The 12,675-nt window shown below is 73.0% G+C and carries 9 protein-coding genes; 4 read left to right on the top strand and 5 right to left on the bottom strand.

The annotated features are described in order from the left end of the window. Positions 1-168: 168 nt before the first annotated feature. Genes IE106_RS27625 through IE106_RS27645 form a run of 5 tightly spaced genes read right to left on the bottom strand, consistent with a single transcriptional unit; the run spans position 169 to position 5,588 of the window. Positions 169-1,479: a DUF58 domain-containing protein gene (locus IE106_RS27625; protein ID WP_189537960.1), complete on the bottom strand. Its 1,311-nt coding sequence runs from the start codon at positions 1,477-1,479 to the stop codon at positions 169-171. 3 nt (positions 1,480-1,482) lie between these two features. Then, a complete protein-coding gene (locus IE106_RS27630; RefSeq protein ID WP_189537961.1) occupies positions 1,483-2,475 on the bottom strand; it encodes an AAA family ATPase in 993 nt (330 codons plus the stop codon). Beyond that, the gene (locus tag IE106_RS27635; protein WP_189537962.1) at positions 2,472-3,680 is read right to left on the bottom strand and encodes a DUF4350 domain-containing protein; all 1,209 of its coding nucleotides are present in this window, start codon (positions 3,678-3,680) and stop codon (positions 2,472-2,474) included. The genes IE106_RS27630 and IE106_RS27635 overlap by 4 nt, the downstream gene beginning before the upstream one ends. Then, entirely contained in the window at positions 3,677-4,369 is a 693-nt protein-coding gene (locus tag IE106_RS27640) for a DUF4129 domain-containing protein (RefSeq protein WP_189537963.1), read from the bottom strand. The genes IE106_RS27635 and IE106_RS27640 overlap by 4 nt, the downstream gene beginning before the upstream one ends. A gap of 4 nt (positions 4,370-4,373) precedes the next feature. After that, complete coding sequence (locus IE106_RS27645) at positions 4,374-5,588, bottom strand: DUF7847 domain-containing protein (protein ID WP_189537964.1); 1,215 nt, start codon at positions 5,586-5,588, stop codon at positions 4,374-4,376. Positions 5,589-5,781: 193 nt separating this feature from the next. On the opposite strand from IE106_RS27645, the gene mtnA reads away from it, so the two are divergent. Genes mtnA through IE106_RS27665 form a run of 4 tightly spaced genes read left to right on the top strand, consistent with a single transcriptional unit; the run spans position 5,782 to position 11,532 of the window. Next, a complete protein-coding gene (gene mtnA, locus IE106_RS27650) occupies positions 5,782-6,933 on the top strand; it encodes an S-methyl-5-thioribose-1-phosphate isomerase (RefSeq protein WP_189537965.1) in 1,152 nt (383 codons plus the stop codon). 4 nt (positions 6,934-6,937) lie between these two features. Then, entirely contained in the window at positions 6,938-7,627 is a 690-nt protein-coding gene (mtrA, locus tag IE106_RS27655) for a two-component system response regulator MtrA (RefSeq protein ID WP_187703247.1), read from the top strand. Between the two features lies 1 nt (position 7,628). Next, positions 7,629-9,677, top strand: coding sequence for an MtrAB system histidine kinase MtrB (gene mtrB / locus IE106_RS27660; protein ID WP_189537966.1), 2,049 nt, complete (start codon positions 7,629-7,631; stop codon positions 9,675-9,677). Continuing rightward, a complete protein-coding gene (locus tag IE106_RS27665; RefSeq protein WP_189537967.1) occupies positions 9,667-11,532 on the top strand; it encodes an LpqB family beta-propeller domain-containing protein in 1,866 nt (621 codons plus the stop codon). Before mtrB ends, IE106_RS27665 begins: the two co-directional genes overlap by 11 nt. The last annotated feature ends 1,143 nt before the right edge of the window (positions 11,533-12,675 follow it).

Raw genomic sequence — 12,675 nt, forward strand, 5'->3', positions numbered from 1 at the left:
TTCAGCGCCGATGGTACTGCAGGGGGGACCCTGTGGGAGAGTAGGACGCCGCCGAACACATCGTTCCGGGAAGCCCCGCACCTCATGGTGCGGGGCTTTCCGCATTTCCGGAGCAGTTAGTGGAGCCCTCCCTGGAAGGAGGGCTCCCAGCCAACCGATCATTCCTTCTCAGAGGCGACCTGCGGCCTTCAGCGCGAGGTACGCGTCGGCGAGGGCCGGCGCGAGGTCCTCGGGCTTGGCGTCCACCACCGTGACACCGTGACGCTGGAGCTGCTGCGCCGTGTGCTGTCGCTGGGCCCGTGCCTGCGCGCCGGCGGCAGCCTCGTACACCGCCTCGGCCGTACCCCGGGACTTCGTCATCTCGTCCACGTGCGGATCCGAGACAGAGGCGACCACGACCGTGTGCCGCTGCGTGAGCTGCGGCAGGACCGGGAGGAGGCCCTCCTCGATCGGCGCCGCGTCCAAGCTCGTCAACAGCACCACCAGCGAACGACGCGGCGCACCGGCCAAAGCCGCAGCGCTCAGGCCGCGGGCGTCCGTCTCCACCAGCTCCGGCTCCAGCGTCGCCATGGCGTCCACCATGGCCGGCAGTACGTCACCGGCCGCCCTGCCCTGCACACGGGACCGGACGCGCCGGTCGTACGCCAGCAGGTCCACCCGGTCACCGGCACGCGAAGCCAGTGCCGTCAGCAACAGAGCCGCGTCCATCGCCGCGTCCAGACGGGGAACGTCCCCGACACGGCCCGCCGACGTGCGTCCCGTGTCCAGGACGAGCAGGATGTGCCGATCCCGTTCCGGACGCCACGTACGGACCGCGACGCTCGTCTGCCGCGCCGTGGCCCGCCAGTCGATGGAACGGGTGTCGTCCCCCGGGACGTACTCGCGGAGGCTGTCGAACTCCGTGCCCTCACCCCGGATCAGGACACTCGTCCGGCCGTCCAGCTCCCGCAGCCGCGCGAGCTTCGACGGCAGGTGCTTGCGGCTGGTGAACGGAGGCAGCACGCGAACCGTCCACGGCACCCGGTGGCCGCCCTGGCGGGCCGCCAGGCCGAGAGGCCCGTACGAGCGGACGGTGATCCGCTCCGCCTGCCGGTCGCCGCGGCGCGTGGGCCGCAGGAGCGTCATCAACCTGCGGCGCTCGCCCGCCGGCACCGTCACCCTGTGCCGGGAGGCCTCCTGATCGGTACCGGCCGGCCAGCTGCTGGGCGGCCACGCGTCCCGGACGTCCGCGCGCAGGCGGCGACGCGAAGGGTTCTCCACGAGCAGGTGCACCTGCGCGCTCTCCCCGAGTCGAACAGACGTGTCACCACTTCGAGTGAACCGCAGCGTTCGCACTGGCGCAGCCAGGGCGTAGTCGCACAGAATTGCGAGGGACAGGGGGGCGTTGACCGCCAGCATCCCCGTCCAGCTGGGGGCCAGGATCCCGACCGGCAGCGAGCCGATCGCGGCCAGGAGCGCGGTACGTCCGGTGAGGGCCATGGGTCACTGCCTCAGCGACGGTGCGGGGACGTGGGCGAGGATCGAGTCGATGACGGAGTCGGCCGTCACACCTTCCATCTCCGCCTCGGGGCGCAGCTGGACGCGGTGACGCAGGGTCGGCAGGGCGAGGGCCTTCACATCGTCGGGGATGACGTAGTCCCGGCCGGTGAGCCAGGCCCAGGCGCGGGCGGTGGAGAGCAGGGCGGTGGCGCCTCGGGGGGAGACGCCGAGAGTGAGCGAGGGGGATTCACGCGTGGCACGGCAGATATCGACGACATAGCCGGCGATCTCGGCGGACACCGAGGTCCGGGCGACCGCACGGCGGGCGGCCTCCAGGTCCGCGGCGTCGGCGACCGGGCGTACGCCCGCGGCCTTCAGGTCGCGGGGGTCGAAGCCCCCCGCGTGGCGGGTCAGCACGTTGACCTCGTCCTCGCGGGACGGCAGAGGCACCGTCAGCTTCAGGAGGAACCGGTCCAGTTGGGCCTCGGGAAGCGGGTAGGTCCCCTCGTACTCGACGGGGTTCTGCGTGGCCGCCACCAGGAACGGCTCGGGCAGTGGACGCGGTGTGCCGTCGACCGTCACCTGCCGCTCCTCCATCGCCTCCAGAAGCGACGCCTGGGTCTTCGGCGGGGTCCGGTTGATCTCGTCGGCGAGCAGCAGGTTCGTGAACACCGGGCCCGGCTGGAAGGAGAACTCGGCGCTCCGCGTGTCGTAGACGAGTGAACCCGTCACGTCACTCGGCATCAGGTCGGGGGTGAACTGGACACGCTTGGTGTCGAGTTCCAGCGACGCGGCGAGCGCGCGTACGAGCAGCGTCTTGGCGACGCCGGGCACGCCCTCCAGCAGGACGTGGCCCCGGCAGAGCAGGGCGACGACGAGTCCGGTGACAGCGGGGTCCTGCCCGACCACGGCCTTGGCGATCTCGGTGCGCAGGGCTTCCAGGGAGGCGCGTGCGCGGTCCGAGTTCTCAGCGGTCTCGGGGGTCGGGGCACTCATGAGGTACGTACCTCTCTTTCGAGGGCGTCGAGTTGGTCTGCCAGGAGGACGAGCGCGGCGTCACGGGAGGGAGCCGGGCCGAACAACAGGTCCCGCAAGCCGCCGGCGTCACCGGTGAGACGGGCCGACAGGGCGGGGAGCAGGACGTCGGGGGAGTGGGCCTCCCTCGACGGGACGCCCACGAGAGGCGCGAGGCGGGCGCGGGTCGCCGAGCGGAGCACGGCGGCGGCACGGTCGCGGGCGTCGGCGCGGAAGTAGAGGCGGGCGCGGCCCTCCGTCGCCTCGGACGCGCGGATCGCGACCGGGAGGCGCTCCGTGACGAGCGGGCCCAGGCGGCGGGCGCGCCAGATCGCGGCCAGGACCGCCGCCACGGCGAGCTGCAGGGTGCCCCACAACCAGCCCGAGGGGATCAGGCTGAGGAAGTCCGCTTCCTCCTCGGCCCGGTCCCCGCCGTCGGAGCCGTCGCCGTCGGCGGCGGAAGGATCAGTGAGCGAAGGGAGGTACCAGACGAGATGGCCACGGGAACCGAGGAGCTGCAGGGCGAGCGACGCGTTGCCCTCGTCGGCGAGACGCGCGTTGAAGAGCAGGTCCGCCGCCCCGAGGAGGACGGTGTCGCCACCGGCGGAGTTCTTCAGGCGGACCAGTGTGGGAAGGCCGTCACGGAAGTAGCAGGCGTCGGCGGAGGCGGAGCCGGCGATCACGTACCGTTCGCCGCCCAGGCTCACCGCGCCCGCGCGGCGGGCCTCCGGCAGGGCGCAGCCGGGCTGCAGGGCCCGGACCGTGGCGGGGAAGTCCGCCGTCACGCCGGGCGCCAGGGCGTCGAGGGACGCCGCGTCGGCGGCGAGGAGGACGGTCCGGCCGCCCGACATGTCGATCGTGCCGCGCAACACCGTCTGCTGGTCGTCGCTCAGCAGATCGGGTGCCGTGACCAGCACGGTGGAGTCGGGTCCGGCCGCGGTGGTGACCTCGTCGAGGGTCGTGGCGACCCGGACCGACACCCCGCGTTCCTTCAGCAGCTCGGCGATCGCACGGCTGCCGTTGGGGTCCGCGGAGCGGGGATCGAGCCGGCCGTGCTGTTCCCCGCTGCGCATCAGGGCGAGGACGACCCCCGCGATGATCAGCAGGGCCAGGGCGAGCAGGACGCCCCGCACCCGCGACCACACGTGCGCGGGACCACGGGAGAGGGAGGTGCCGGCGGAGGTCACTGGGCGGCTCCCCGGGAGGCGCCGCTCCACTGGGGCCTGGCCCGCTCCACCGCGGCGTCGAGGTCCTTGAGGCGCTGGTACGCGCGCCGGTCGGCGGTGCGGCCGCCGTACGTGACGTCGTCGAACTCGCGGGCGGCGGCCCGCAACCCGTCGGCGAGGGCGGGCAGTGCCCGGCCCGCCTCGGCGGCCGCCTCGTCCGCGGTACGGCCAGGGCGCGGGTCGAGGAGCGTGCGCTCCTCGAGGGAGCGGACCACGGCCCGCATCCGCTCCTGCACGGCCTGGTTCCAGCGGCCCGCCGCAGCGTTCCGGTCGGCGGCCGCACGGTGGTCGGCCGCGGTCCGAGGCCCCTCGTCGAACAGCGAGTCCGCCGCCGTCGACACCCGGCGCGGCGTGCCGAGCCGCCACCACAGGGCGCCCACCAGGCCCACCACGACGACGGTGATCACCACGATGCCCAGCCAGCCGCCCGGGGCGGCACCGGACGCCGTGTCGAACAGCTTGCCGATCCACTCGAAGAAGGCGTCCATGGCGCGCAGCAGGAGGTTGCGCTCGTCCTCGCCGTACATCGGTTTGGACAGCTCCCGTTCCGCCGCCTCGCGGGCGGGCACCCGCGGCACGTCCAGCGGCGGCCCGTCGCCGTCCGCGGCGGCCAGGCCCACCGCCGCCGTCGCTCCCCCCGTGACCGGCACCGCATCAGCTCCTGGGAGTCGTGTCGCCCGGCGAGGCGGAGCCGTAGCCGGGCACACCCGCCGCACGGGCGAGTTCGAGGTCGAGGGCCTCACGGCGGATGCGCTGGTCCACGTACAGGAGGACCGTCACTCCGGCCGAGATCGGATACATGATCGCGGATGTGATGACGGCGCCGATACCCGAGACGATCAGGAAGGTCCAGCTGTACTGGGGGGCGCCACCGGAGAACACGCTGTCCATGGCCTCACCGTCCGCCGCCAGCGCCAGCATGGTGAACGGAATCGCCACGATCATCGCGATCAGGGCCGTCAGCAGCGCCGTCAGGAGCAGGATGCCGAAGATCCGCCACCACGAACCGCGCACCAGCTTCGCGGAGCGCCGCAGCGACGCCCCCACACCCTGGCCCTCCAGCATCACCACCGAGTACGACAGGCTGAACCGCACCGTCAGCCAGACCACCACGAGCACCGCGGCCAGGCCGCCGAGGAACACCAGCACCGCACCCGCCACGGAACCGATCAGCAGCCCGGGACCGACACCCACCGCCGTGATGCCGAGGACGATCAGCGGAAGGAGGAGCGTCAGACCCAACAGCGGCACGAGCCGCGGTCGGGCATCGCGCCACACGTCGCCGAACGTCACCGGGCGGCCCAGCACCGAGCGGCTCACCACGAACGTCAGCAGCGCCGTCGTCACGAACGTGGCCGTCAGCCCCAACAGCATCGACGGAGCCGCGGAGATCATGCTCACCCGCAGCGACTCGCCGGCCTGCTCCAGCACCTCCGACGGGCTCGCGTTCGGGTCGAGCGCCGGTGCCTGCGGCAGGACGTACCGCTGCAGGAGGATCTGCACCAGCTGCACCACCACCGACACGGTGAGCGTGATCCCCAGGACGGTCCGCCAGTGCGCGCGCAGCGTCGACACCGCGCCGTCCAGGATCTCGCCCACACCCAGCGGACGCAGCGGGATCACGCCCGGCTTCGGAGCCGGGGGCTGCGCCCAACCGCCGTACGGGCCGCCGCCACCCCAGCCGGGCGCGGGCGGCACCGGGCCGCCCGGCTGCGCAGCCGGCGGCGACCACCGGCCGGGAGGCGGCTGGTTCTCCGACCACTGCGGAGCAGGACCGCCCTGCTCGCCGGACGGGCGGGACGCACCGGCGCCCTGGTCGTCGGACGGGGAAGGAGATCCGGGCGAGGCCCAGCCCGGAGAGTCGTTCACGGTCGTCCACCTCATGGCTTGGTCGCGGGGCCCGCTCGTCGAGCCGGCTCGGTCACAGCACCCTGCCGCCTGCGGAGCGGCAGGTCGGCAGCCATCGTGCCACGGGCCACCCGCCCCGAGGCCAGGGCCCTGACGACTCCACCGCCCGCCACTACACCTTCATTGTCACCGGCCCAGCGGGCAGACTGGGCGAATGGCTGATCAGTACGCAGGAACGGACCTCGGCGGACAGCCGCCCGTGCCCCCCGCCCTCCGCTGGGCGGAACCCCCCGAAGGCCCCGTCGTGGTGCTCCTCGACCAGACCCGACTGCCCACCGAGGAAGTCGAACTGGTCTGCACCGACGTGCCCGCCCTCGTCCGGGCCATCCAGACACTCGCCGTACGCGGCGCGCCCCTCCTCGGCATCGCCGGCGCCTACGGAGTGGCGCTCGCCGCCGTCCGCCGCTTCGACGTCGAGGAGGCCGCAGCCCAGCTCGCCGGGGCGCGCCCCACCGCCGTCAACCTCGGATACGGCGTACGGCGGGCCCTCGCCGCCCACCAGGCCGCCGCAGCGAACGGAGCCACCCCGGAAGAAGCCGCCGCGGCCACCCTGGCCGAAGCCCGGCGGCTCCACCAGGAGGACGCGGAAGCCAGCAGAGCCGTGGCCGCCCGCGGACTCGCCCTCCTCGACGAGTTGCTGCCCGGCGGCAGCCACCGCGTCCTCACCCACTGCAACACCGGTGCCCTCGTGTCCGGCGGCGAAGGAACCGCGTTCGCCGTCGCCCTCGCCGCCCACCGCGCCGGAAGGCTGCGGCGGCTGTGGATCGACGAGACACGGCCCCTCCTCCAGGGCGCCCGCCTCACCGCGTACGAGGCCGCCCGCAACGGCCTCGCCTCCACCCTGCTCACCGACAACGCCGCCGGATCCCTGTTCGCGGCCGGCGAGGTCGACGCCGTCCTCGTCGGCGCCGACCGGATCGCCGCCGACGGCTCCGTCGCCAACAAGGTCGGCACGTACCCCCTCGCCGTCCTCGCCAAGTACCACCACGTACCGTTCGTCGTCGTCGCACCCGTGACCACGATCGACCCCGGCACGCCCGACGGGGCGTCCATCGAGATCGAACAACGACCGGGAAGTGAAGTGACGCAGCTCACAGCGCCGGCCCCCGCCGGGGCCGCCGCGACGGGCCCGGGGAGCGGAACGCTCGTCGCACCCCTGGGAACCCAGGCCTACAACCCGGCGTTTGACGTCACGCCGCCCGAACTGGTGACCGCGATCGTCACCGAGGCGGGAGTGGTGTCACCGGTGACCGCAGGAGGAATCGCAGAGCTGTGTGCCAGGTCACGCCAGGTAACGATTAGCTAATGGGATGATGTCGATTATGAAGGGACGCGTCCTTGTCGTCGACGACGACACCGCACTGGCCGAGATGCTCGGGATCGTGCTGCGTGGTGAAGGGTTCGAGCCGTCGTTCGTAGCGGACGGCGACAAGGCACTCGCCGCATTCCGGGAGACCAAGCCCGACCTGGTCCTCCTCGACCTCATGCTGCCCGGGCGGGACGGCATCGAGGTGTGCCGGCTCATCCGAGCCGAGTCCGGCGTGCCGATCGTCATGCTCACCGCCAAGAGCGACACCGTGGACGTCGTCGTCGGCCTCGAGTCCGGCGCCGACGACTACATCGTCAAACCGTTCAAACCGAAGGAGCTCGTCGCCCGCATCCGGGCACGCCTCCGCAGGTCCGAGGAGCCCGCCCCGGAGCAGCTCACCATCGGCGACCTCGTCATCGACGTCGCCGGGCACTCCGTGAAGCGGGACGGGCAGTCCATCGCCCTTACCCCCCTCGAGTTCGACCTCCTCGTCGCACTCGCCCGCAAGCCGTGGCAGGTCTTCACCCGGGAAGTCCTCCTCGAACAGGTCTGGGGCTACCGCCACGCCGCCGACACGCGCCTGGTGAACGTCCACGTCCAGCGACTCCGCTCCAAGGTCGAGAAGGACCCCGAGCGACCCGAGATCGTCGTCACCGTCCGCGGTGTCGGCTACAAGGCGGGACCGAACTGACATGACCCGAGGCAGCGCTGCTCCGAAGCCCGGGAAGCCGGGAGACCGCACGGGGCGGCCTGCCGGACCGGGGCACGGACCCACCCGCCTGAGCCGCCTCCTCCACGGCGGACGCATCCTCCAGGACGGAGCACCGGGAGGCCCGGTGCTCCGCCTCCTGGCACGCTGGATCCGCCGCCCCCTCCTGCCCGCCGTACGGCTGTGGCGACGCAACATCCAGCTCCGCGTCGTCGTCGCCACCCTCCTCATGTCACTCGGCGTGGTCCTGCTGCTCGGCTTCGTCGTCATCGGCCAGGTCCGCAACGGCCTCCTCGACGCCAAGGAACGAGCCGCCCAGAGCCAGGCCGCGGGAGGCTTCTCCGCCGCCCAGGACGAAGCCGCCGCCGCCACCGGCTCCGCCCCCGCCGACGCGGACACCCCCGGCACCCCCTCGCGCTCCCTCCTCAACTGGCGCTCCGACCTCGTCGTCCAACTCGCCAGCGGCGGCGCCGGCGCCTTCGACGTCGTCGCCCTCAGCCCCGACTCCGCCGGCACCGCACCCAGCCGCGGCACCCGCGCCTCCGGCGGCGTCGAAGTCGGAAGCATCCCCGTCGCCCTCCGCGAAGCAGTCGCCCAGGGCACCGGCACCTTCCAGACGTACACCCGCATCCACTACGCCGACGGCCAGCACTCCGAAGCCGGACTCGTCATCGGCAAGCGCCTCAACGACGTCGAGGGCAACACCTACGAGCTGTACTACCTCTTCCCCCTCACCCAGGAAGAGGCCTCCCTCACCCTCGTCAAAACGACCATCACCACCGCCGGGCTCTTCGTCACCGTTCTCTTCGGCGCCATCGCCTGGCTCGTCGTCCGCCAGGTCGTCACCCCCGTCCGCATGGCCGCCGGCGTCGCCGAACGCCTCTCCGCCGGACGCCTCCAGGAACGCATGAAGGTCACCGGAGAAGACGACATCGCCCGCCTCGGCGAAGCCTTCAACAAGATGGCCCAGAACCTCCAGCACAAGATCCAGCAGCTGGAGGACCTGTCCCGGATGCAGCGCCGCTTCGTCTCCGACGTCTCCCACGAACTGCGCACCCCCCTCACCACCGTCCGCATGGCCGCCGACGTCATCCACGAGGCACGCGGCGACTTCGACCCCGTCACCGCGCGCTCCGCCGAACTCCTCGGCGACCAGCTCGACCGGTTCGAGTCCCTCCTCGCCGACCTCCTCGAGATCAGCCGCTTCGACGCCGGCGCCGCCGCCCTCGAAGCCGAACCCATAGACCTGCGCGACGTCGTCCGCCGCGTCATCGACGGCACCCGCCCCCTCGCCGAACACAAGGGCGGCCACATCCGCGTCGTCGGCGACGAACAACCCGTCATCGCCGAAGCCGACGCCCGCCGCGTCGAACGCGTCCTGCGCAACCTCGTCGTCAACGCCGTCGAGCACGGAGAAGGCCGCGACGTCGTCGTCCGCCTCGCCTCCGCCGGCGGCGCCGTCGCCGTCGCCGTACGCGACTACGGCGTCGGCCTCAAGCCCGGCGAAGCCACCCGCGTCTTCAACCGCTTCTGGCGCGCCGACCCCGCACGCGCCCGCACCACCGGCGGCACCGGCCTCGGCCTGTCCATCGCCGTCGAGGACGCCCGCCTCCACGGCGGCTGGCTCCAGGCCTGGGGCGAACCCGGAGGCGGCTCCCAGTTCCGCCTCACCCTGCCCCGCACCGCCGACGAACCCCTCCGGGGCTCCCCCATCCCCCTCGAACCCGAGGACTCCCGCCGCCACCGGCAACACGCCGCCACCGAACACGCACGCGCGGACGGCGGACAGGACGGCGGCGGCATACCCGGCCGGACCCAGACCGGCAGCGGCGGAACCACCGGCCACACACAGCCCGGACCGCCCCGATCCGCCGTACCACCCCGCCAGACCACCGCCACCGCCGACCCCACCGCCCTCCCCGGCAACGGCACCCGCGTCGTCGCCCGCGGGCAGACCGCCGAACCCACCGGCAACGGCACACCGCAGGACCAGGACCAGACGACGTGGAAGGACACCACCCGTGGGCGCTGACCGCCGCCGCCACACCCACCGGCGAACGGCACGCGGCGCCGCGCTCCTCGGCTCCGCCGCCCTCCTCGCCGGCTGCGCCTCCATGCCCGACAGCGGAGACGTCAGCGGCGTCAAAGCGTCCCGGCAGGGCGACTCGCAGGTGCGTGTCTACCCCGTACCACCCCGCGAGAACGCCGAGCCCGACGAGATCGTCGAGGGCTTCCTCGAAGCGATGACCGGCGACGACCCCGACTTCGCCACCGCCCACAAGTACCTCACCAAGCAGGCCGCCCGCACCTGGAAGCCCGAAGAGCGCACCACCGTCCTCAGCTCCGCCCCCGTCCCCCAGCAGGACGGCCCCGCACGCCGCGGGCGCGGCGCTCCCGACGACCCCGAGACGCTCCTCTACCGCCTCTCCGGCCAGAAGGTGGCCACCGTCGACGACCGGCACGCCTACCAGCCCCTCGGCTCCGTCACGTACAGCGAGTCCATCCAGCTCGTGCAGCAGCGCTCCGCGGACGGCAAGCAGAAGGAATGGCGGATCGACGCCCTCCCGCAGGGCCTGCTCCTCAGCGAGTCCGACTTCCAGCGCAACTACCGCTCCGTCAACAAGTACTACTTCGCCTCCGGCAAGAGCTGGGTCGTCGCCGACCCGGTGTACATCCGGAAACGCCAGGACCCCGTGACCCACATGGACTCCCTGACGCAGACGGTGAAGGCCCTCCTCGAAGGGCCGACGAACTGGCTCAAGCCGGCCGTGGACACCCGCTTCCCCAGCGGGACGGAACTGAAGAAGGACACCACCGCCCTCGTCACCGACGACCAGAACACCCTCAAGGTCCCGCTCAACGACAAGGCGAACAACGTCGACCGCGAGCAGTGCCGCAAAATGGCCGCCCAGGTCCTCTTCACCGTGGGCGACCTGGCGTCCACCCGGGTCGAGCAGGTGGAACTCCAGCACGCCGACGGCCGCCCCCTGTGCGTCCTCCGCGAGGACCAGAAGTCCGACTTCATGGCCGACCCCACCCCCGGCCTCCGCGAGACCCCCTACTTCGTCGACGCCAACGGCAGACTCGCCCAGCTCCTCCCCGGCGCCAAGGAGACCGTGGAGCCCCGGCACGTCTACGGCCCCTTCGGCGACGGAGCGGCGAAAGTCGAGACCGTCGCCGTCGCCCGCGACGAGAGGCACGCCGCCGCCGTGTCCGAGAACGGCCGCTCCCTCCGCGTCGCCTCCATCCAGTCCGACACCGACCTCCCCGAACCCCTCGTCACCAGCCGAGGCGCCCGACCGGCCGACCGGCTCTCCGCACCCAGCTGGGACGGACGCAACGACCTGTGGGTCGCCGACCGCAACCCGGCCGACCCCAGGCTGCTCCTCCTCCACGGCGGCACCGGCAAACCCCTCACCGTCACCGCGCCCTGGCTCGACGAGGACGTACGCATCGAGGAACTGCGCCTCTCCGAGGACGGCGTCCGCATCGCCATGCGCCTCACCGAGAACGGCAGGACCACCCTCCAGATCGGCCGCGTCGAACGGCAGGCCGTCGGCGAGCGGCAGAAGGTCTCCGTCGTCGACCTCCAGGCCGTCGCGCCCCGCATGGAGTCCGTGACGTCCGTGTCCTGGGCCGGACCCAGCCGCCTCGTCGTCCTCGGCAAGCAGGCGGGCGGCGTCCAGCAGGTCCGCTACCTCCAGACCGACGGCTCCGCGTCCGCCGCCCTCATCCCCGGCCTCAACCAGGTCAAGGCCGTCGCCGCCGCCAACGACGAACGCGCCCCCCTCGTCGCCGCCGCCGACGACGGCGTCGTCCGCCTCCAGTCCGGGGTCAACTGGCAGTCCATGGTCGACAAGGGAACCTCACCCGTATACCCGGGCTGACCTGCGCGGACATCCTTCACGGCCCGGTTTTCCACAGGGGTGGCGGGCCGCGTCGAGGCACGCCACAGTAGACGTCATGCGGGGATGGTGGCAGGAGATCACCGGGCTCGTACTGCCGGTGGCCTGCGCCGGCTGCGGCCGTCCCCGTACGGTCCTGTGCGACGCCTGCACCCGGTCGCTCCACGGACGGCCGGCGGTACGCGTACGACCCGAACCGGAGCCCGAAGGGCTCCCCGGCGTGTGGGCGGCCGCGCCGTACGCCGACGCCGTGCGCGCGGCCCTGCTCGCCCACAAGGAGCGCGGCGCGCTCGCCCTGGCCGCACCCCTGGGCGCGGCCCTGGCGGACGCGGTACGGGCGGCCGCGGAGGGGCGCGCGGTAGGCGCGGGGCGTGCGGAGCCTGCGGGGTACGGGCGGTGCGCGGGACGTGCCGGGGCCGAAGGACGGCCACGGGGGACGGGGGCGGCGGAGGAGGCGGGTGGGGGAGGGGCGGGGGTGGGGGCCCTCCCCCTGGTGCTGGTACCGGTTCCGTCCGCGCGCCGGGCCGTGCGTGCGCGCGGCCATGACGCGGTACGGCGCGTGGCGGCCGCTGCCACGCGGGAGCTGCGGCGTACCGGGGCGGCGGCCCGGGTCACGCCGGTGCTGCGGCAGCGCCGGGCGGTCGCCGACCAGGCCGGACTGGACGCGCGGCAGCGGCGGGCGAACCTGTCGGGCGCGTTGGAGGTGGTTCCGGGCGGGGCCCGGTTGCTGGAGGGCGCCCGGGTGGTGCTGGTGGACGACCTCATGACGACGGGTGCCTCCCTCGCCGAGGCAGCGCGGGCGCTGTACGACGCGGGCGCGGTCCCCGTCGCCGGCGGCGTGAGGGGCCTCTCCGCCGCGGGACCCGACGGCGCGGGGTCCGGCACAGGGGCCGGCAGGGCGGCCGACCGGGTGGTGCCGGGGCGCCGGAATGACGGGGATTCCCTCGGGGGACCCGGGCGGAAACGCGAGCCTTTCGGACCGCGGACACACAGTTCCGGCCGCGGGCGCGACGTATTGGTGCGACGCACTCACGGACCGGTGCTGGTCGGTGCAGCCGTGGTAAGTGCCTCTCCCAAAGCGTTCGGAATAAACCGGAACTGACAAAGAACTTCGAACGTTGCAGG

Source organism: Streptomyces roseolilacinus, assembly GCF_014649335.1.
In the GTDB taxonomy this organism is placed as follows: Bacteria; Actinomycetota; Actinomycetes; order Streptomycetales; family Streptomycetaceae; genus Streptomyces; species Streptomyces roseolilacinus.

Bases quoted from the DNA above. Each gene is read 5' to 3' on its own strand.
- mtnA (WP_189537965.1), top strand. From the start codon at position 5,782: ATGGCTGATCAGTACGCAGGAACGGACCTCGGCGGACAGCCGCCCGTG.
- IE106_RS27630 (WP_189537961.1), bottom strand. From the start codon at position 2,475: ATGAGTGCCCCGACCCCCGAGACCGCTGAGAACTCGGACCGCGCACGC.
- mtrB (WP_189537966.1), top strand. From the start codon at position 7,629: ATGACCCGAGGCAGCGCTGCTCCGAAGCCCGGGAAGCCGGGAGACCGC.
- mtrA (WP_187703247.1), top strand. From the start codon at position 6,938: ATGATGTCGATTATGAAGGGACGCGTCCTTGTCGTCGACGACGACACC.
- IE106_RS27625 (WP_189537960.1), bottom strand. From the start codon at position 1,479: ATGGCCCTCACCGGACGTACCGCGCTCCTGGCCGCGATCGGCTCGCTG.